The following is a 19,723-nucleotide window of genomic DNA, read 5'->3' on the forward strand; positions in this document are numbered from 1 at the left end:
GCGCCACTCCAGTGTGACTTTGTGCGCTGCAAGGCGACCCGGTCGCCGGTCAAGGGCAGACTGCCGTCCGGAGCTTGCCGGGCGGGGGCGAATGCAATGCCGATGCGATCTGCTTCAGCGGCACCGGCGCGACGACGAGCGCGTCCCACGGATGGCGCTCGCGCGTGCGGTCGAGGAACTCCACGGCCCGGTGTAGGTGTCTGGGCTCGTAGTTGTGCACGCCGGTGATGGTCAGCCATTGCCGCACAACAGTTTCCGGATCCACCGCCAGCGGCGGTCCGGGGGTGACCGATCCGGCCAACACCAGGGTGCCGCCGATGTCGAGGCGTCCCAACGCATCCGCCACGGCTGCCGAGGAACCCGTGTAGTCGATCGCCACATCGACCCGCCCACCATCGGAGGCGCGGCCACCGAACTGCGCCGCCAACGCCAGGCGGTCGGCGTTGCGGTCGACCACCTGCACATCGGCACCGGCGTCCGCACAGGCCGCGACTGCGTTCAGGCCGAGCATGCCCGCACCGCCGATCAGCACTCGGCGGCCGCCCAGTTCGCCTGCAGCTTCCAGGGTGGCCATCACCGTCGCGGTCGCGCAAGCCGCGGGTGCGGCGACGGCATCGGAAAGTGCGTCGGGGACCACGACGATGGTGGTGCCGCGCGGCAGGACCACATGTGCGGCATAGGAACCCGACAGTGCCCAGTCCCCGTCGAACGGCTCATGGCCGACCTTACGCACCGACAGACATTTGGCGCTAAGACCCGACCTGCACCGTGGGCACTCACCACAGGCCACCGTCACCGACCAGATAACGCGTTGCCCGACTTGGATATCCGCACCCGGACCGGTGGCGACGACGTCACCGACGGCCTCATGACCGAGAACCGACGGGCAGGCGGCGGGACGCCGGCCGGTGACGGTGTGCAGGTCGCTGCCGCACACCGTGGCCAACCGCACCCGGACCAGGACCTCACCGGCGCCGAGCGCGGGAATAGGCACCGTCAGCACGTCGACACCGGCACCGGTCCAGACGGCGGCCATCGTCACACGAGGCGGGATCGGATCCATCCGGACAACCTTTCGATGGCGTAGACGATGACGAAGATGACGAGGACGATTGCACCGGCGACGTCGAAGTTCAACGTGCGGATCGACTCGAACAGCAGGTAGCCGACCCCGCCCGCACCGACGATGCCCAGGATGGTCGAGGTCCGCACATTCACGTCGAACAGGTAGAGGCTCGACCCGACCATGGCCGGCATGGCTTGCGGAATCACGGCGGAGAACAACGTCTTCCACCAACCGCCGCCCACCGAGCGCACCGCCTCCAGAGGACCGGGATCGATCTCCTCGACCGCGTCGGCGACCAGTTTGGCCAGGAACCCGATGGAGCCGATGGCCAGTGCACAGGTACCGGCGATGGGACCGAGCCCCAATGCGGCGACGAACACCACGGCCAGAATGAGTTCGGGTACTGCCCGCACCAGCAGGATCCAAGCCCGGGCCAGCCAATAGACCGACGGGTGGGGTGTGACGTTGCGGGCCGCCAGGATGCCGACCGGGATCGACAACACCACACCGATCGCGGTGGACACCACGCCGATGGCGACGGTTTGTCCTGCAGCTGCGAACAACTCACCGCCCAGCGCCGAGAAGTTGGGCGGGATCATCCGGGTGCACACCTCGGCGGCCGGGCCCACCCAGGTGATCAGGGACAGCGGATTGATCTTCAACACCGCCAGGGCCGCGATGCAGGTCGCGAGCAGTGCACCGCCGAAGAAGAACCGGGCGGCGTGCTCGCGTGCCGGGTTCGACTGCGCCGAATCCAGCAGCATCCGCCGGATCACGATCGACAGCAGCTCCATCGCGGCGATGATCGCCAGGATGACGCAGGCGATGCCGAGGGCCCTCGGGTAAATCAAGCCGCGCAAGGCATCCTGCAGGGCGAAGCCGATGCCGCCCGCACCGACGAAGCCGAGTACCACCGACATGCGCAGGTTGATGTCGATGCGGTAGATGAAGGTGGCGATCCAGGACGGGATGGCCTGGGGGACGACAGCATTGAGCATCTCGCGGAAATAGCCGACACCGGTGCTGCGGACCGCTTCCCGTGGGCCGGGGTCGGTCTGTTCGATGGCGTCGGCGAACACCTTGCCGAGCATGCCGATGGAATGGATGGCCAACGCGAGAATGCCGGGTAGCACGCCGATTCCGAGAGCGCGGACGAACAGGACCGCGAACAGCAGGTCCGGCATGGCGCGGCAGAACGTGATGACTCCCCGGGCCACCGCCTGTACCGCCGGGTGCGGGGTGGTGTTGCGGGCGGCCAAAAAGGCCAGCGGCACAGAGGCGATCGCTGCGAGCACCGTCCCCAGCACGGCCATCAACAGGGTTTCCACCGCGAGGCCGCCGATGCGTGCCGGATCATCGAGCCGGGGCGGGATCATGCGCTGCAGCAACGCGATCACTTCGTCGAACCCGTTCAGCAGTGTGGCGGGGGCGAAGTCGATCGACCAGGCCGCGACGAGGGTGGCCAGTACCGCTGCAACGCCGACCAGGTGCAGAAGGTTCGGTAGCGGCCGGCGCTGCGGTGTCGGCGGCGCGGACGGGGTCGGGCGTTCGGTCAGGTCGGTGCTCACGAGGGCCGGGCCGCCGAACGGGCTGCGGGGTCGACGCGTTGGTAGATCTCCATGACATCGTCGCGGGTCATGCCGACGGCGGGCCGGTCGAGGATCTTCTGGCCGTTGCGCAGGCCGACCAGTCGGTGGGCCCAACCCAGCGCGAGATCCACCTGGTGCAGCGTGCACACCACGGTCAGCTTCTCCTCGATGCACACCCGGAACAGCAGATCCATGACCACTCCGGCATTTTCGGGATCCAGTGAGGCGACGGGCTCATCGGCCAGCAGCAGGCCGGGCTTCTGCATCAGGGTGCGGGCGATCGCGACGCGTTGCTGTTGACCGCCGGAGAGGGTGTCGGCGCGCCGCTCGGCGTAGTCGGCGAGGCCGACGCGGTCCAGGTAGCTCAGGGCCTCGGCGCGCATCCCCTTGGGGTAGGTCAGGGCCCCGTAGCGGGGGAGCCGCAGCTGTCCGAGACCGCCGATCAGGACGTTCTCCAGGCAGCTCAGCCGCCCGACCAGATTGAAATGCTGGAAAACGAACCCCACGTTGCGGCGCAGTGCGCGCAACTGTTTGGCCGAGGCGGTGTCGACGTGGGTACCGCCGACCTCGACACTGCCGGAAGTGACCGGGTGCAGTCCGTTGAGGCAGCGCAGCAGGGTGGACTTGCCCGACCCGGAAAGGCCGAGCAGCACCAGCATCTCGCTGCGCCGGACGTCGAGGCTGACCTGGTCGAGGGCCAGGGTGTCACCGAAGCGTTTGGTGACGTCGCGCGCGATGACGACGAGATCGTCGCCCGCGACGGAATGATGGGGTCCGTCCGCGCTCATGGGATCTCAGCCCTTGCACTTCTCGGAGCCGGTGACGTCGCAGACGTGGCGCACGCCGCTGTAGTCCGAATCCTCGACGGGGACGAATCCCCACGCGCGTTCGTCGGTGATCCGGCAGGCGTCGCCCTGACAGAAGCCCTCGGCCTCCAGGTTGGGCACGTTCACCTTGTCGGCGAAGAGGGTCTTCAGCTTGCCGATGGCCTCGGGGCCGAGTGAATCGTTGGCGGCGAAGACCGACCCGGCGATCATCTCCGACTTCCAGACCGTCTTGAGCTGACCAGGTTTGAGGTCACCCTTGGCGATCATGGTCTTGTCCACCATGGTGTCGAAGGCGAAGCCGGCGTCGCAGTCACCGTTGGCGATCGCCAGGGCGGAGGAGTCGTGGCCGCCGGCGAAGATCGGCGACATGGCCTTTGACAGATCGCCCTCTGATCCGGATTTGATCACCCCGGCCTCGATCAGCCCGGCAGTGGGGTAGAGGAATCCCGAGGTCGAGCTGGGGTCGACGAAGCAGACCTTCTTGCCGGCGAAGTCCTTGAGGCCGTTGACGTTCGCTTCGTCCGTCCGCGCCAGGCCGTAGGACTGGTAGCCGGGCTTGGCGCCCTGCTCCTGGATGACGGCGCCAACCGGGGTGACCTTGGCGCCGTTGACGCCGGCCACCACGTAGGCGAACGGGCCGAAGAAGGCGAGGTCGACGTTGTTGGCGATGATGCCCTCCACCACCCCGGCGTAGTCGGAGGCCTGCACGAACTCGACCTTGGAGCCGGTCTCCTTCTCCAGCAGCTTGATCAGCGGCTGGTAGCTGGCCTTGAGGTCGGTGGAGTTCTCGGCCGGGATCGCGGCCAGGGTGAGGGTTTCGGGGAAGCCCTGAGCGGTCTTGGCGTCGGAGTTGTCGGAGCTCGAACAACCGGACAGGACGAGGGCGGCGCTGGCGGTTGCCACGGCAGCGATGCGGGCTGAGGTGCGAGCGGTACGGAACTTCATGGCGCGCGAGACCTTTCGGGCGGGGACGTTTGACGGGCAGTGCGCGAGCGGGGGTGCGCAGCTGCCCTGCCTCACACCCTGTGGGTTGGTCTATACCAGCGGGTGCATCAAAGTTGGCGAGGAGGTTAACAACACGGCAAGTCTTGGTCTATACCAAAACTTGCTACTGTGGGCAGGTGTCCGCGAGTGCAGAACCGAGGGTTCTCAAGCACCAGGTTGTCCGTGCGCAACTGGAGCGACTGCTCGACGACCTGGAGGTCGGAGACCCGTTCCCGGCGGAACGCGACATCGCTGAACGGTTCGACGTCGCCCGCGAAACAGTTCGGCAGGCGTTGCGAGAGCTGTTGTTGGCCGGACGTATTGAACGACGCGGCCGCACCACCATTGTCGCCCGGCCCAAGATCCTGCAGCCCCTGTCCATGGGGTCCTACACCGAGGCCGTCAAGGAGCAGGGCCGCAGCGGTGGGCGCATCCTCGTCGGCTGGAGCGATCTCATCGCCGACGACATCCTGGCCGGCCAACTCGCCATCGACATCGGTGCACCGATCCTGCAGCTCGAGCGCGTCCTCACCACTGACGGCATCCGGGTCGGGCTGGAGACCACGAAGCTGCCCGCCGCCCGCTACCCGGGCCTGCGGGAAACCTTCGACTACCGCGACTCGCTCTACGCCGAGATCCGCAGCCGCGGGGTTCATTTCGCGCGGACCGTCGACACCATCGAGACCGCGCTGCCGGACTCACGCGAATCGGCCCTGCTCACCGTCGACACCCGGACCCCGATGTTTCTGCTCAACCGGGTGTCCTACGACCAGCACGGAATCCCGATCGAGCAACGGCGTTCCCTGTACCGGGGTGACCGGATGACGTTCACTGCGGTGATGACGGCGCCGTAGGGTGGTCCCGATAGGCCCGCGGTGACACTCCGACGCGCCGCCGGAAGGCACTGGAGAAGTGGCTCGGCCGCGAAAACCCGACCAGTGCACTGATCTCGGCAATCGTCCGCGAGGTATATCGGAGTAGATGCTTGGCGCGTTCGAATCGCAAGTTCAGCAGATATTGATACGGCGTGGTGTGAAACGCGGCGCGGAATGCGGTGATGAAAACGGGCACGGGCATGTCCGCTTGCCGCGCAAGAGCTTCGAGGGTGACGCTTGAGTCGATGCTGCCCTCGAGGAAATCGATGAGCTTGGATTGGGTGGCCGAACTCAGGATGTCAGGTCGACGTTCGGCCTGAAGCGGTGAATCTTCCACGCACAAGTTGGTGCTTGCCACGTTCCTTTTCCATCTATCGAGTCGGTGAGGAGTTGCTTCGGCGGCCTTGAGATCTCAGGACTTCATACGCATCTATGTAATTGAGTCACAACCGTATCCGCTCGGAGCCGCCCAGTTCGAGAAGATGGCCAACATCGACCTGCGCGGCTACGGCCTGGCCGTGATCGAGTGACGATCCCGGCCAGGCCGACCTGCGTCGGTGTTACTTGGCGCCCCCTGAACTGCCGGCACCGGCGTCGCTCTTGTCCGCTTTGGCCTGCTTGGCCGGGTTGGCGAATGCCTTCTTGACGTCTTCGCCAATCTTGTTGACGGTGGTCGAGACTCGTTCACTGATAGTCGAGGCCAACTTGTTTCGCTCCGTCTTCGCTGCCGATGTCACGCCGGGTTTCCCGGGCACCGCGACCAGGCTGTCCCGAACGAGAGGCTTCGTCGCAGGCGTCGTGACGTCCTCCGTCCGGGTTACCTCGTCCGTCGCGGTTGCCGCGGGGGACGAATCGACCTCGGTTACCGCCTCGGTGTTCGGCGCCGACAGCGGTGCTTCGAGCGTCACTGCCTCTGCGGTCGGTAGGGACTTCGCCAGATCGGGAACGCCTTTCGCGGTCCGGAACTCTTCTTCCGGGTCCGGCGGCGGAGGATTCAGAATGTCGCGGAAATTTTGACGTGCGTCGTCGAGGGACCACCTCCACAAGTCGGCAGCGCCGAGGGCCGCCGTTGCGATATTCGCGGCACCGTGCTGGATGACGTTGACGATCTTGCCGGGATCACCTGTGGGCACTGCCTTTACGAGCTCGCCGAGCGTGTTCGTTACCGCGCCGATGATGCCGTACACCGACAGCAGCTGCCCGGGGCCGAGGGACCATGCGGTCACGATCGCGGCGCCGGTCAAATCCCTCGCGACATCGAACTGGGTTTTCACGAAGCTCTGGAAGTTCATCAGCTGCATGAACGTGGTCATGAACGGTCCCATGGCGATGGGCATAAACGCGCCAACCGCTCCGGTGAAATCTCCGGCTGCGATTTTCTGGGCGTACGTCGTCAACGCCCCTGGGAGGCCGGCCACCAGACCCGCGTAGGACTGGCCGAGAGTACTGGCGATGTCGCCGAGCGTCTTGCCGTCCGCGGCGAGCTTGCCGGCCAGCCCGACAATGATGGGGAACGGATCGTCTATCTCGGCTTGGATCGCATTTTGAATCACAGTGCTCGCCTGGGCGAATACCGGGGCGAAGACCTCGATCGGGTTATCGATTGCCGCGCTGAGTTGTATCGAGTGGGATTGCACCGCAGTCGGGGGCGCGGCCACCGGGGTGACTGCGATGACGCCGGCGCCGACCAAGGCGACACCGGCCGTCATATACGGCCGTAGAGCGAGGTTCAAGAAGGTCTCCTTCGCAACAGCGGGATGCCAGCTATTGCTGACCGCGCGAAGGTATCTGGAAAGTCGCCGAACAACATTCGCATTCTGTTCGACGTTTGAATTATTGACGCGGCGAGGCCGATGCCCTTGCTCAGCGAGGGGTGCGGTAGTTGCGGGGTGACATGCCGACCCGGCGCCGGAAGGCGGTGGCGAAGTGATTCGGCGTCGAGAATCCCACCATCGCGCTGATCTCGGTGACGGTTCGAGTCGTGTGCAGCAGCAGTGACTTCGCGCGTTCGATACGTCGATCGAGCAGGTACTGGTAGGGCGTGGTGTGGAACGCTGCCCGGAATGCCTTGATGAAGGCGCCGACGGACATCTTCGCTTGCTGCGCAAGCATTTCGAGAGTGATCTCCGAGTCCATGCCGTCCTCGAGAAACTCGATGATCTTTGAGCGGGTGGCGGCGTCCAGGGTGTCTGGACGGTGCTCGGCTCGTTGCGGCGGGTCCACCGTGTACATGTCGGTGAGCAACAGCCTGAGAGTTTCGCCCACCGAGTCGGTGAGCAGACGTGCGAGCGCGTCGTCGCGATCGGCAACTTCATAGATGCGCTCCACCATCTGATGGATCAGCGGGTCGCGGTGCTTCACGCGCGGAATCAACGTCGTCTCGCCGAGCAGTTGCTCGGGTATGGCGATCTCGCAGTACGCGGCGGTGTCGCCCACGACCAGTGATGCGCATTTGTCGCCGGCCGGCACCACCCAGATGTCGCCCACGTTGGGCACGCCCCGGCCAGACGGACCCCAATCCAGATCGGTCTCCATGGAGCGCAGGCGCCCTGACCGGTGGACATAGACGAGGTGGCGGGTGTCGTCGAAGCAACACCAATCCGTCGTGGTGTGAATCTGCTCGGTGGCGTACCGGATGGACAGTCCGCGGGTAGCTACGGTCCGCTCGCCGAGTACGACACGGCGGGTCTGGGGCCGGTCGCCGGTCCACAGCGTCATTGCCACCCGCGTACCTCCTGCGCGCCTTGCGGCTGCGTCAATCCGGATCGGAGCGTAGCGGCGGCGAAGTGCACGAGATGGTGTTTTCGACTTGAAATATCGAACTGACGAGCCTTAGGAAACTCTTATATTCGTGACCAATTTGTGACTAATGACCTGCGGAAACACGCCGCGTAGATGCTTGACACGTTTCTGAGGAAACTCGTAGATCGGGGGAGGGGTTGCTGCGTTGTCACAGAAGTGCCCGTATGGTGCCCGTGTGGGCCGACACGCATTAGCCAGCCCCAGCCAGCGCAAACTGCCGGCTGTTGCGGCTGCAATCCTGGCGCCGGTCGCTGCGTTCTTCGCCAGCGGTGGCGATTCCCATCCGTACCCCGCTGAGCACCTCTCCAAACCCATAGCGCAGCCGGCGGCCACTGAGACCGCGCAGTGCTGCATGGAGATCGTGGCCGCATCGGCCGCTCCCGCGTCGGCGCCCTCGGTGAAGGCCCTCTCGTTGAGTGCGGCGCAGGCACAGCCGGGCACCGCCTCGCGCTGGCGCGTCCTCAACATTCCCCAGCTGTTGCCGGTCGGCATCGCACCCGAGCGCGGCCTGCAGGTCAAGACCATCCTGGCCGCCCGCAGCGTCCACGCCGACTTCCCCCAGATCCGCGAGATCGGCGGCGTGCGTCCGGACGCGCTGCGCTGGCACCCCAACGGCCTGGCGCTTGACGTGATGATCCCCAACTCGAGCAGTTCTGAAGGCATCGCGCTCGGCAACCGGATCGTCGCCTATGCCTTGAAGAACGCCGATCGGTTCGCGTTGCAGGACGCCATCTGGCGCGGCACCTATTACACGCCGGACGGCGGCGCGAAAGCCGGCAGCTACGGGCACTACGACCACGTTCACCTGACGACCAAGGGCGGCGGGTACCCGACAGGCGGCGAGCAGTACCTCCGCTGAGCGTGTCGGCCGATCACGGGTGCGCCCGACGTTTAGATTCGCGTCGTGGCGCGCAGAATGTCGTTCCGCCGGGCGCGATCGGTGATGAGCGCCGAGATCGGTGCGATCCGCCGCAGCGATCCTGACCTCGACGCGAGTGACATCGCCGGATTCACCCTGCCGATCCTGGTGCGCGCCCTCGGCGTGGTGGCCATCGGTGTGGTGCCGCTCCTGGTGGTCCGCAACGGGGAAACCGCGAATGAGCAACTGGTCCCCGTAATCGGCTCACTGGCCCTGGTGATCATCTGCGCGGCCGTGGTGGCCTGGCTGATCTCGATCATCATCTCCGGGCTGGTGGTGATGATCCTCTACCGGACCAGGCCGGCGTCCTCCTCGCGTCTGGTGATGCGCATCCTGACCGACTCCTTCATGCGCATCGACGACTCCACCTCCGCGCTGATGCTGCTGGCACTGCTGGCTGGCCTGCTGTCGTTGGCGTTCGGTCTACCGACGCGGACCGCGGACGAACTGGCCAACTCGGTGCTCGACGATCTGCTGGCCGCACAGATCGGTGTCCTGTTGGTGGCGTTGGGTTTTGCGTTCATCGCCGAGTCAATCCGCTCGGCCGCAGATATCGTCGATGACCAGTCGCTGTTGCTTGCCTGGCCGTGGGCGCTGATCATCGCCTCACTCAGCTGGGTGCTGTCCACCATTGCCGGCCCATTCGAGGCCACCCGGATGCTGACCATCCTGTTGCACGAATGGCTCCCCGCCGAGGTCGACGGCCAACCCAGCGCGCACGTGATCGCCGAACTTGTCCCGCCCTCAGCGCGGTGGCTGGTCGCGTTCGGCCCACTGCCGATCATCGCCGCGATCTGGGCCTACGAGGCCTACCGGCACGGCGGGTTCCTCACCCTGCGTGAGTTCTTCGACGACGACGCGCCGACCGCCCGGCCGAGTTAGTCGGCGTCGGCGTCGGCCTCGGGTTCCGCATCGGGCACGTCGCGTCGTCGCGAGAACATCAGCACGATGTCCCGGATGGGGGCCTCACGCCGGCCGCCCCATTCCGGGCCGACGGCATAGTCGGCATCGGTGGCGACGAACCGGTAGCCCGGCAGATCCCGTTGCGGAGCGAACGGAAACTTCATGTGCCACAAGCGGTCTGCGACGGCGACGGCGGCGTCTGGGGGCATCGTCCGGTCGATCCCGAGCGGGATGCAGATATCCTGCGTATGAACCAGGATGTCCAGCAGTGGATCGACCTCTTTGGTCAGCGGCGGGCGTTTACGCGACCCCGCCATGGCGCGCAGTCGTGCGGTGATGGCAGCAGGGTCGGACGGATCCTCCAGCGCCGCCCGGCGGACCATCGCGTCGAACCGGAAGCCCGACTTGAGCGCCGCGGGCAACATCTCGCCGATGCTCGCGTGGGACTGCGTGATGTGGATGGCGACCTCGCGCACCGTCCAACCCGCGCACAGTGACGGCGTGGCCCACTGTTGCGGTTCGAGGGTGTCGAGGAGATCAGCGAGGTATCCGCGCTGTTCATCGACATTGCGCCAGATCGTGTCGGAGTCCACGGCCCGCTCCTATCGTCAGGGTTCTCTGATCAAACTAGTCGGGCCGGACGCTGTGGCGAGCGTGCAGGATCTTCCGCCCGATTCGCAGTTCCGCGTCAAAAAGCTGCACGTTCGCCACAGGGCCTGCAAACAACACTCTGGCCCAGCATCGGGTGCTGGGCCAGAGTGTCGGCGTCAGTAGCTCAGTCGGTCGCGAACGCGGCCTGCGCCTCCTTGTCGAGGTCGACGTACTTCTCCTCGCTCACGTCGACCGCGACGCCCTTGATGGTGCCGCCGGTGAACCGTCCCGGATTCTGGTAGAGCGACGACACGTTGTCGCCGCTGTCGAACCCGACGCACAATCCGTCACCGGCCAGGGTGAACTTGCCGATCTGCGCCCGCATCGGTCCCTTCATGGCCTCCTTGCCGTCTACGTAAAGAATTGTGGTTCCCAGGGATTCACCGTGATCACCCTTCTTCTCCCAGACGAACTCCATCCCCAGTGCATGCTTGCCTTCTGGAAGCGGACCGGAGACGAACACCTGCTCGGGTTTGATACCGAGGAAGTTGTAGACGTAATGCAGCTTGTTGTCCTTGATGAACAAGGAGTGCCCGCCGAAGCGGGAACCGTGCGCGAACAACACGCCCTGGGCATCCTTTGTCATATCCACGTCGGCAATGATCTTGTAGGAACGGCCGCGGATGTTGACTGCCACGCCCTCGGGCACCGGCGCGGTGTCCGGGTAGTAGAGGTAGCGGGTGCGGGGCGGTTCGAACTGGGGCCGTTGAATGGTGATCAGGTCGACGGCGGTGCGGTCGTCCAGGGGCAGGACGTAGTTGTTCTTGGCCTCCTCGTTCCACGCGTCGATCAGCTCCTTGAGCTTGTCCGGATTCTGATCGGCGAGGTTCTTGGCCTCGGAGCGATCCTCGTCGACGTGGAAGAGCTCCCACTTGTCCTGATCGAAGTGACCCTTTCCGCTGATGGGCGCGTGCAGTGCCGACGCCTTCCAGCCGTCCTGCCAGATACCGCGAGTGCCGAGCATCGCGTAGTACTGCCGCTTCTTGGTCGTGGGGGCATCGGCGCCGTCGAAGCTGTACCGCATCGACACCCCGTTGACCGGGTACTGCTTGATGCCGCGGTACTCGTCGGGCATCTTGATTCCCGCGACGTCGAGAATCGTCGGGACCACGTCGGTGGCGTGGTGGTACTGATGGCGCACCTCGCCCCTGGCCTTGATGCCCTTGGGCCAGTGGATCACCATCGGATCGCAAGTGCCGCCCGAGAACTGCGAGTAGCGCTTGAACATCTGGAACGGCGTGGAGAAAGCCACCGCCCAGCCCGTCGGATAGTGGTTATAGGTATCAGGGGTGCCGAGCTTGTCGAGCATCTTCATGTTCTCGGCCAGGTCATCGGGGTAGCCGTTGAAGAATTTGTTCTCGTTGACCGACCCGTTCGGCGACCCCTCACCGGATGCGCCGTTGTCGGCACAGTAGAAGATGACAGTGTTGTCCAGCTGCCCGGTCTGCTCCAGGTAGTCGACGACGCGGCCGACCTGGGCATCGGTGTACTCGGAGAAGCCGGCGAACACCTCGGCCATCCGGCTGAACAATTTCTTCTCATCGGGGTTCAGTGAATCCCACGGCCGCACCGCATCGGCCTCCGAAGCCACATCGGCAGGCAACGGGTTGATCGGTGTCAGCTCGGTGCCCTTGGGCATGATGCCCTTGTCGATCATCCGGCCCAGTACCCACTCCCGGTAGGCCTCGTAGCCATCGTCGAACTTGCCCTTGTACTTCGCGGAGTACTCCTCAGGGCTGTGATGCGGAGCGTGGTTCGCGCCGGGGCAGAACCACATGTACCAGGGCTTGGACGGGTTGCTGGAGCACTGGTCGCGCAGCATCCGAATCGCCTGATCCGCAAGGTCTTTCGACAAGTGATAGCCCTGTTCCGGGGCGTACGGCTGATCGATGAACCGATTGTCCTCGGACAGGTCGGGATACCACTGATTGGTCTCGCCGCCGAGGAACCCGTAGAACCGGTCGAAGCCCTTCTGCAGCGGCCATTCCGATTTGCTACCGCCGCTGGAGACGTCCTCCTCCGGCACGTTGTGGTCTTTGCCGACCCAGAAGGTGCTGTAGCCGTTGTCCTGCAGCACCTGCCCGACCGTCGCGCACTGCGCGGGCAGTCGGGCCGCGGCACCCGGGAAGCCGTCGGAACCCTCGGTGATCGTTGCGAACCGGTTCACATGGTGATTGCGGCCGGTCAACATGCAGGACCGGGTGGGCGAACACAGCGCCGTGGTGTGCCACTGCGAATAGGTGAGCCCGTTGTCGGCCAGCTTCTGCAGCGTCGGCATGTTGATCCGGCCGCCGTACGGCGACCACGAGGCCATACCGGTGTCGTCGAAGAGCACCACCAGGACGTTGGGAGCGCCCTCCGGGGCGTGCTTGAGCTCGAAGGGCTTCCAATCCGGCTTCGAGTCACGAACATCCAGTTCGATCTTCCCATCGAAGCCTTCGTTGATTCCGGTCCCGTAGTCGGGAGGGCCGGCTTTTCCGGCGGCGCCCGGCTTTCCAGAGTTGTCTTCGCATCCGGCGACGAACGCGCCGGCAGCGGCTACTCCGACTCCGGTGGCAGCGATGCCTCCCAGCATCGAACGTCTCGACAATTTGCCGCGCTTGTTGTCCTCAGACTGGGCCATGTCATCGGTATTCGATTCCATGTCAGCTGACACTATGCCCGATTGGACAGATTGTCCGGATAAACGACGGCACAAGTTGCTAACGGTTGATTTGCATTGTGGGCCAATGCATCACCCATTATGGGTGATATTCCTACAGCGGTATCGGACGATCCAAATCATCGGCGTCATCGTTGATGAGCAACTCATGGAAACTGCGCAATACCGACGCGCACGCCGCTCGCTCCGCCGGATCGAGCCGATCGAGTACCTTGCTGAGTTCCCTCCGGCGGCGGGTGTTCACCTGCCGGACCAGTTTGCGGCCACGGTCGGTGAGCGCCAGGGTGACGACACTGCGGTTGCTCGGGTCGGAGCCGCGTGTCAGATGGCCGGAGGCATCCAGCCGGTCGGCCAACCGCGTCACCGTCGACCCGACCACCCCGAGCGCCTGCGCGCACTCCGTCGATGTCGACTTCCCGCGCGCCTGGAGCACGAGCAGCAGTCGGCACTGGGGCAGTGAGATCTCCAGTTGCTCGACGCTGCGCAGCGCCACGCCGACCAGATCTCGGGTTGCGACTTCGAATGCCGATAGTTCATCGACCGGAGTTCGGGTCATCTCGTGCTGCGGCGCGCTGCCCATCCAGGGAGTATCCCATGCGAAGGGGCCTGGTGGTTGTGAGTCTGCTGTGGAGGCCTGATGTTTTGGCCTATACATTCAATGCATTCGGGCCGGCCGAACATATCTCTTCCAAAAATGCTGTGCAACAGTACAATTCGAAAATATGAATCGACTCACGATCGTCGCCGCATTCGGATTTCCGGCGTCGAGTGAGGTGTGGACGCAGGGCGACCCTCGTCCGTGTCGGTGCAATCCCGGCGACGCCCAGCCATCACGCCCATACTGATTATTGTGCGCCCGAGGTCATGGCCGGCGGCGGTGTGGAGATATGTGCGCAGCGCCCCGCTGACCTATGCGTGGCTGGCCGCGCTGCTGGTCACCACGATCATTCAGCGCCAAATGCACGGGCGCGAGCTGCATGCCCTGTTGGTCGAGAGCTCCACCAACATCCACCACCTGGGGACGGATCCGCTCTACGTGTTGGTCACCAGCCTGTTCTGGATCGACGGCCGGTACTGGACGCCATACCTGGTGTTGTTCAGCCTGATACTTGCCCCGGCAGAGCGCTGGCTCGGCCAGATCCGTTGGTTGGCAGTAGGTTTGATCGCCCACGTGCTGGCGACCTACATCAGCGAAGGCCTGCTGTACCTGGCGATCCACGATCACGTCGCACCCGAGCGGCTCGTTCATGTCCGCGACGTCGGGGTCAGTTATTTTCTTGTCGGGGTAGGGGCGGCGTTGGCCTTCCGCATGCCGCGACCGTGGCGCTGGGTCTATCTCGGCGCGGCGTTTGTGTACTTCGGTGCCGCGTTGGTCAGCAATATCAACTTCACCGCGATCGGCCATATGGCGGCGCTGCTGATCGGGCTGTGCTGTTATCCGCTCACGCGGAGGGATGGTCGGGGTCGGCGGGTGGCGCGGCGGCCGGCGGCGCCGGTTTCTACCGCAGGGTCGTGACTACCGCCGGTCAACAGCCCGGGTGTGGAAAACCGTAGCGGTCAAGACCACGGTTGGGTCAGCAACGCCACCACCGCGTCAGTCAACGTCGCGCGGGCGATCTCCAGGTCCGACGTGAAGCCGATCTGGCGCTCGTTGCTCAGTCCCCGGATCGCGGCGGGCAACAGGCACCGTACCCGGTACAGCTGGTCCGGGTCGAGATCGAGCCCGTCCATCAGATAGTCGAACCCCTGAATCCAGTCGAGTTCGCGTGCCGCGAAAGCCGCTGCGGTCAATGGATACTCGGCTGCGATGTCGGAACGGCGGGCAGGAAGCGAGGTGCGCAACGCCGTCAATGCCCGACCTTCGGTGGTGTCCAAGTACGCCCAGACCGAGTCGATGGCTGTAATCACCCGCTCCCGCAATGTGCCTGTGCGCGCCGGTCTGTCTGTGTCGGACGACCAACTGCGGGAGTGAATCTCGGTGATCACCGCCACCCACAGCCCGTCCAGATCGCCGAACTGATGCTGCACCGTGCCCCAGGTGACGCCTGCATCCTTGGCGATGCGATTCGCCGACACCGGCTCGCCGCCGCTGTCGGCCAGGCAGTGGATGGCGATGTCGAGTAGGCGTGCCCGGGTCTCCAGGCCGCGCTTGTTCAACCGCGTGCCCGCGGCGGACTGGATGGCCGCAGACGGGACCGCGGCCACCCACTGTTCTCGAGCGCGGGTGGCCTGCGGGGATTCGCGGGAGTTCAGGCGAACCGCCCGGGGTTCGCCGCGACCGGACGTCGTAGCGTCGGCCGGTTGGCCCGGTATGCCTGCACGACGGGCGCGAGTTCATGTGGACTCGCACCATGCATGATGACCGAGTGAGTGCCCAGGTCATACTGCCGGGCAATGGTTTTCGCGCAGTCCTGCGGCGATCCCTTTGCTACCGAGTCCAGCCATTCGGCGGGAATCAGGTCGGCGATGCGCTGCAGCGTCTCGAACGAGGCGCTGGCGTCGATCGGCCCCGCGGCGGCTGCGTCGGCGAACAGATCGGTCTGCTTGATCCGCTCCCACGCCGCGGGGTCCCAGCCGTTGGCCGACACCAACACGTCCGCGTACGCCTGCAGGTACGTGGCGAGCCGCCCGACCCCGCGACGCATCTGATCCTCCGGCGACAATGCGTCGGGGACCGTGGCCAGGCACGCCCAGATGCGGATACTGTCGGGATCCCGGCCGGCGCGTTCCGCGCCCCGGCGCACTGCCTCGACCGACGAAGTCGTCGCCTCGTCGGAGAAAAAGGTATGGAGCACAACGAAATCGGCAATCTCGCCGGCGAGCTCCATCGTCTTGGGGCCGACCGCCACCAGTCCGATCGGCGGTCCGTCGGGCAGGCCGCTGGCATGGCGCAGGAACGGCCACTTCCCGGCCGGGCCGTCGTGGTCCAGGATCATCTCGCCGGCCCAGAGTCGGCGCAGGATGCCGAAGAAGTCGCGGAGTCGTGCCTCGGTCACCACCGGCAGACCGATCGCCTGCCAGTACGCCGCCATCCCGCGGCCGAACGCCATGGCGAAGCGGCCTTCGGTGAGTGCGTGCATGGTCGAGCCGATCGTCGCGGTGACCGTGGGATGGCGCGTGTGGTAATTCGTCGACGGCGCGATGCCCAGCGTGGTGCTGGCGCCCGCGACCGCTCCCGAGAGGACCGCCGGGTCCTTCACCGTGAAGCGTTCACCGATGTGGCAGGAGCCCAAGCCGAGTGCATCCGCGGTACGGGCTTCGGGCAGGACCACCCGGACGTCCGCGGGGTGCCGGGTCACGGCGTAGTAGCCGAGCTCGTTGAGCTGGTCTTCGGGCTGGTTCGCGCTCAATGACATGCCTTTCGTTCCGCGGACGTCTAGCACTGTCAGCCCGGCGAGGGCAATTGTCAATGAGGGTTCTCAATGAATGGGAGGGTGGCGGCGTTCGTCGGGCGCAGGCAAGATCAACCGCGCGCACGACGGTGAAGAATGCCGTCCTCCGCAGTCGGTTGACGTATTGTGCTGCAACCACTCTCGTGGTCTTCTGGTGCTGCAGCGGCAGCAATCACCGACGGGCGGTGACCGCTCGCCCGCTACCGGTCCGGCTTACCAGCGAGTGCCGTCGAGCCCGGGAATCACGCACCGGCCGTCAGCGGCCACCCGCCCAATCACCATGCCGTCATATCCCGTGCACGGTGAGTTGAGCGGCTCGCAGGTGTTGACGGACGTGATCACCTTGTCGGGGCCGCAGGCGGAGCCGGGCGCTGGTGGGTCGGCATAGGCGACGGCTGTGCTGAAGCCCAGCGTCAGCATTGCTGCAGCAGTAACGACGAGTGAGTGGGTCGCGTCGAACATGATCGGTACCTCCGGCCAATGGCCCCCGACAAGTGGCAATGCTACTCGTGTAGTCCGAGTCGGTTCCGATGATCGCGCGGGCGGCGCCACACAGCTTCCGACGTTCTACCGAAACGGTTGTCAGGGATGCCTAGGCGTCGAGGCCGCGCAACATCAGCTCGGTCGGGTGGCCGCTGGGCTGCGGGTTCGAGTTGGCTGGCAAATTGCTTTACGTCGCTGACCTGCATGTATGGAGCCGATGACGGGAATCGAACCCGCGTATTCAGCTTGGGAAGCTGATGTTCTGCCATTGAACTACATCGGCATGGTGCTGACGAAGGATAGCAACCCGGCTCGCGTTGTGGGTAAGGCGGGCGGACATCGTCTCGGCGAGTCTAAGAAATTGACGCCGGTTCATGCCGGGGGCAATAGCCGGCAACTGGCGAAGGTGGCCGGCACCCTCGACGCGCGGCTGCGCAGTGCGGACCCGGAGCCTCGGACGGCGTGGCGAAACATATGACCTCAGAACATGATTGCTGTCCACGCCCGACCCTGAGAGTCATGTAATACATCGGGCCGTAGCTCTCAGGCGCCGCCTCTACCGTCGGTACCCGTGGGCTCCATCCGGCGCTGAATGGAGCGAACAGGTCCGCACGACGGGCCGAACCAAGCAAGGGGTTCTACCCATGGATGTTGTTATCGGTATTGCCATGACCTCGCGCGACGCCCGGCTTCTCCTGGTGGAGGGCGCTCAGGGCGACGGCGCGGTGATCGACCACGACTCGCTCGACACGGACACGCGCATCGGTGTCGAGCACCCTGGCTTTCACGAGTACGTCGTCAAGGCGGTGCTCGACACCTACGCCGACGCGCCCGCGAACGGATACACCGTCACCCGCGTCGCGCTGACCTGGACCGACGCCGTCGACACTCACGCCAAACTGGTGCTCGACGCCCTCGCGGAGCAAGGCGTCGCGAATGTGGCAGTGGTCTCCACGACCGACGCGTTCGAAGCCGCTGCCGAATACACCGTCCAGGTCGCTGACTGTGACTCCATCGCCCTGTGCGTGGTGGAACCCGAGCAGACCATGCTGGCCGTGATCGGCGCCGAGCAAGAGGACGGCACACGACGTTTGCGTAGTCGCCGTCTGGACGAGGCTGACGAGGCAACTGCGGTGCTGTCGCTTCGCGGCGTCTGCGAGAGCTTCCCCGAGCCGATCGCCGAAGTTGCCATCGCGGGATCCGCCCCGGACGTGGAAAACCTTGTCGAGGAGGTTAATTCAGTGATGTCGCGGCCAGTCGTGCTCGGCGACGACGCGGCCCTGCTGCTGGCGCGCGGTGCGCTGTTCTCGAGCTCCGAGTTTCGCGACGAGGCTGCGCCGGCTCCCAAGTACGACCCAGTGATGCGAACTCTGGCCACGATCCTGACGACGGCGATGCTGATCGTGGCGGGTTCGGTGTTCCTGGCGATCACCGTGCACGGGAACGACGACACCCCTCCGTCGCAGGCGTCGACCCCGGTCGAACAGACTGCGCCGCCCCCGCCGGCCGAGCCACCCATCCACACCGTTGTGCGCAAGGTGGTGCCGCTGGGGGGTCGGGCGGCTGAGAAATCGTTGACCGCGCCCTACGCCGACACCTCGGGGCCGCCGTTGACGGGGGTGGTCCGTCGCTAACCGATACGCTCGTCGGGTGCTGCTCTCCGATAGGGACATCCGGGCCGAGATCGCCGCGAAACGCCTGGCCATCGAGCCGTTCGACGATGCCCTGGTGCAGCCGTCGAGCGTCGATGTCCGCCTGGACAGCCTGTTCCGGGTGTTCAACAACACCCGATACACCCATATCGACCCGGCCAAACAGCAGGACGAGCTGACCACCCTGGTCGAACCCGCCGAGGACGAGCCGTTCGTGCTGCATCCGGGTGAGTTCGTGCTCGGCTCCACGCTCGAGGTGTGCACGCTGCCCGATGACCTGGCCGGACGCCTGGAGGGCAAGTCCTCGTTGGGCCGTCTCGGATTGTTGACGCACTCGACGGCCGGGTTCATCGACCCCGGTTTCTCCGGGCACATCACCCTCGAGCTGTCGAACGTCGCCAACCTGCCCATCACGCTGTGGCCCGGCATGAAGATCGGCCAGCTGTGCCTGCTGCGGCTCACCAGCCCGGCCGAGCACCCGTATGGCAGCGACAAGGTCGGCTCGAAATACCAGGGTCAGCGTGGTCCGACGCCGTCACGCTCGCATTTGAACTTCATCAAGTCGTAGGGCACCGCCTGCCTGCGCCGCCGAGTGGCCACTTATCTCGCGCCGACCAGTGATTCGCGTGCCATAACTGGCCACTGGGCGTGACTGGTGAGGCTCGTGCTCCCGACGCGTGCGCCGTTTTCTACGTGGGGGCTGTGGGCATGGCCCGTCAACAGCCCTGGTGTAGAAAACCGTGCCGAAGTTCAGCCGAAGCGGGCTCTGCTGAAGCGGGCTCTGCCACGCCAAGCGCGCAACACATAACCCGGTGAACTTTCAGTAACCACACCGCAACACGAAACACGCCGGAAACACGCACGCCGCGTACCTGAAACGCGCGCCGGACATTCTCGTCGGAACCGAAGGAGCCCGAC

20 protein-coding genes and 1 tRNA gene are annotated in these 19,723 nt (G+C 65.2%); 7 read left to right on the top strand and 14 right to left on the bottom strand.

Annotated features, from left to right (window positions below):
* Positions 1-49: 49 nt before the first annotated feature.
* The 4 genes from AC4ELS_RS03380 to AC4ELS_RS03395 are packed head-to-tail and all read right to left on the bottom strand — an operon-like array spanning position 50 to position 4,427.
* Entirely contained in the window at positions 50-1,063 is a 1,014-nt protein-coding gene (locus AC4ELS_RS03380; protein ID WP_499045847.1) for a zinc-binding dehydrogenase, read from the bottom strand.
* Positions 1,039-2,634, bottom strand: coding sequence for a phosphonate ABC transporter, permease protein PhnE (gene phnE / locus AC4ELS_RS03385; RefSeq protein ID WP_499045849.1), 1,596 nt, complete (start codon positions 2,632-2,634; stop codon positions 1,039-1,041). Before phnE ends, AC4ELS_RS03380 begins: the two co-directional genes overlap by 25 nt.
* Complete coding sequence (gene phnC / locus AC4ELS_RS03390; protein WP_499045851.1) at positions 2,631-3,443, bottom strand: phosphonate ABC transporter ATP-binding protein; 813 nt, start codon at positions 3,441-3,443, stop codon at positions 2,631-2,633. The genes phnE and phnC overlap by 4 nt, the downstream gene beginning before the upstream one ends.
* A gap of 6 nt (positions 3,444-3,449) precedes the next feature.
* The gene (locus tag AC4ELS_RS03395) at positions 3,450-4,427 is read right to left on the bottom strand and encodes a phosphate/phosphite/phosphonate ABC transporter substrate-binding protein (RefSeq protein WP_499045854.1); all 978 of its coding nucleotides are present in this window, start codon (positions 4,425-4,427) and stop codon (positions 3,450-3,452) included.
* Positions 4,428-4,603: 176 nt separating this feature from the next.
* On the opposite strand from AC4ELS_RS03395, the gene AC4ELS_RS03400 reads away from it, so the two are divergent.
* On the top strand, positions 4,604-5,320 hold the full coding sequence (locus AC4ELS_RS03400; protein ID WP_499045857.1) for a GntR family transcriptional regulator: 717 nt from the start codon (positions 4,604-4,606) through the stop codon (positions 5,318-5,320).
* Here the strand turns inward: AC4ELS_RS03400 and AC4ELS_RS03405 are convergent.
* Positions 5,295-5,699 carry a helix-turn-helix domain-containing protein gene (locus AC4ELS_RS03405; RefSeq protein ID WP_499045860.1) on the bottom strand — a complete coding sequence of 135 codons (405 nt, stop codon included), beginning with the start codon at positions 5,697-5,699 and terminating at the stop codon, positions 5,295-5,297. The two genes, AC4ELS_RS03400 and AC4ELS_RS03405, sit on opposite strands and share 26 nt — an antisense overlap.
* A gap of 46 nt (positions 5,700-5,745) precedes the next feature.
* Between AC4ELS_RS03405 and AC4ELS_RS03410 the strand changes: the two genes are divergently transcribed.
* On the top strand, positions 5,746-5,871 hold the full coding sequence (locus AC4ELS_RS03410; RefSeq protein WP_499045862.1) for a hypothetical protein: 126 nt from the start codon (positions 5,746-5,748) through the stop codon (positions 5,869-5,871).
* 30 nt (positions 5,872-5,901) lie between these two features.
* On the opposite strand, the gene AC4ELS_RS03415 is transcribed toward AC4ELS_RS03410, so the two are convergent.
* Both AC4ELS_RS03415 and AC4ELS_RS03420 read right to left on the bottom strand, forming a co-directional pair.
* Positions 5,902-7,074, bottom strand: coding sequence for a hypothetical protein (locus AC4ELS_RS03415; protein WP_499045864.1), 1,173 nt, complete (start codon positions 7,072-7,074; stop codon positions 5,902-5,904).
* 130 nt (positions 7,075-7,204) lie between these two features.
* A complete protein-coding gene (locus tag AC4ELS_RS03420) occupies positions 7,205-8,059 on the bottom strand; it encodes a helix-turn-helix transcriptional regulator (RefSeq protein ID WP_499045972.1) in 855 nt (284 codons plus the stop codon).
* A 259-nt stretch (positions 8,060-8,318) separates the two neighbouring features.
* On the opposite strand from AC4ELS_RS03420, the gene AC4ELS_RS03425 reads away from it, so the two are divergent.
* The gene (locus tag AC4ELS_RS03425) at positions 8,319-9,002 is read left to right on the top strand and encodes a VldE C-terminal domain-containing protein (protein ID WP_499045866.1); all 684 of its coding nucleotides are present in this window, start codon (positions 8,319-8,321) and stop codon (positions 9,000-9,002) included.
* Between the two features lie 57 nt (positions 9,003-9,059).
* Positions 9,060-9,944 carry a hypothetical protein gene (locus AC4ELS_RS03430; protein WP_499045975.1) on the top strand — a complete coding sequence of 295 codons (885 nt, stop codon included), beginning with the start codon at positions 9,060-9,062 and terminating at the stop codon, positions 9,942-9,944.
* On the opposite strand, the gene AC4ELS_RS03435 is transcribed toward AC4ELS_RS03430, so the two are convergent.
* From AC4ELS_RS03435 to AC4ELS_RS03445, 3 genes are all read right to left on the bottom strand, one after another.
* Complete coding sequence (locus AC4ELS_RS03435) at positions 9,941-10,558, bottom strand: maleylpyruvate isomerase family mycothiol-dependent enzyme (RefSeq protein ID WP_499045869.1); 618 nt, start codon at positions 10,556-10,558, stop codon at positions 9,941-9,943. The two genes, AC4ELS_RS03430 and AC4ELS_RS03435, sit on opposite strands and share 4 nt — an antisense overlap.
* Positions 10,559-10,740: 182 nt before the next feature.
* The gene (locus AC4ELS_RS03440; RefSeq protein WP_499045871.1) at positions 10,741-13,260 is read right to left on the bottom strand and encodes an arylsulfatase; all 2,520 of its coding nucleotides are present in this window, start codon (positions 13,258-13,260) and stop codon (positions 10,741-10,743) included.
* 112 nt (positions 13,261-13,372) lie between these two features.
* The gene (locus AC4ELS_RS03445; RefSeq protein ID WP_064930115.1) at positions 13,373-13,858 is read right to left on the bottom strand and encodes a MarR family winged helix-turn-helix transcriptional regulator; all 486 of its coding nucleotides are present in this window, start codon (positions 13,856-13,858) and stop codon (positions 13,373-13,375) included.
* Between the two features lie 270 nt (positions 13,859-14,128).
* On the opposite strand from AC4ELS_RS03445, the gene AC4ELS_RS03450 reads away from it, so the two are divergent.
* Entirely contained in the window at positions 14,129-14,794 is a 666-nt protein-coding gene (locus AC4ELS_RS03450) for a rhomboid-like protein (protein ID WP_499045873.1), read from the top strand.
* A 41-nt stretch (positions 14,795-14,835) separates the two neighbouring features.
* Here AC4ELS_RS03450 and AC4ELS_RS03455 read toward each other — a convergent pair whose 3' ends face one another.
* From AC4ELS_RS03455 to AC4ELS_RS03470, 4 genes are all read right to left on the bottom strand, one after another.
* A complete protein-coding gene (locus AC4ELS_RS03455) occupies positions 14,836-15,483 on the bottom strand; it encodes a TetR/AcrR family transcriptional regulator (protein ID WP_498886405.1) in 648 nt (215 codons plus the stop codon).
* Positions 15,484-15,527: 44 nt separating this feature from the next.
* Positions 15,528-16,634, bottom strand: coding sequence for a TIGR03857 family LLM class F420-dependent oxidoreductase (locus tag AC4ELS_RS03460; protein ID WP_498886403.1), 1,107 nt, complete (start codon positions 16,632-16,634; stop codon positions 15,528-15,530).
* Positions 16,635-16,883: 249 nt separating this feature from the next.
* Complete coding sequence (locus AC4ELS_RS03465; protein WP_499045875.1) at positions 16,884-17,132, bottom strand: hypothetical protein; 249 nt, start codon at positions 17,130-17,132, stop codon at positions 16,884-16,886.
* A 230-nt stretch (positions 17,133-17,362) separates the two neighbouring features.
* A tRNA-Gly gene (locus AC4ELS_RS03470) sits at positions 17,363-17,436 on the bottom strand.
* 361 nt (positions 17,437-17,797) lie between these two features.
* Here AC4ELS_RS03470 and AC4ELS_RS03475 point away from each other — a divergent pair.
* Positions 17,798-18,787 (top strand): DUF7159 family protein, encoded by a 990-nt coding sequence (locus AC4ELS_RS03475; RefSeq protein ID WP_499045877.1) that lies wholly within the window; start codon positions 17,798-17,800, stop codon positions 18,785-18,787.
* A 16-nt stretch (positions 18,788-18,803) separates the two neighbouring features.
* On the top strand, positions 18,804-19,373 hold the full coding sequence (gene dcd / locus AC4ELS_RS03480) for a dCTP deaminase (RefSeq protein WP_064877797.1): 570 nt from the start codon (positions 18,804-18,806) through the stop codon (positions 19,371-19,373).
* Positions 19,374-19,723: the final 350 nt, after the last annotated feature.

The organism is Mycobacterium shunyiense, assembly GCF_058270035.1.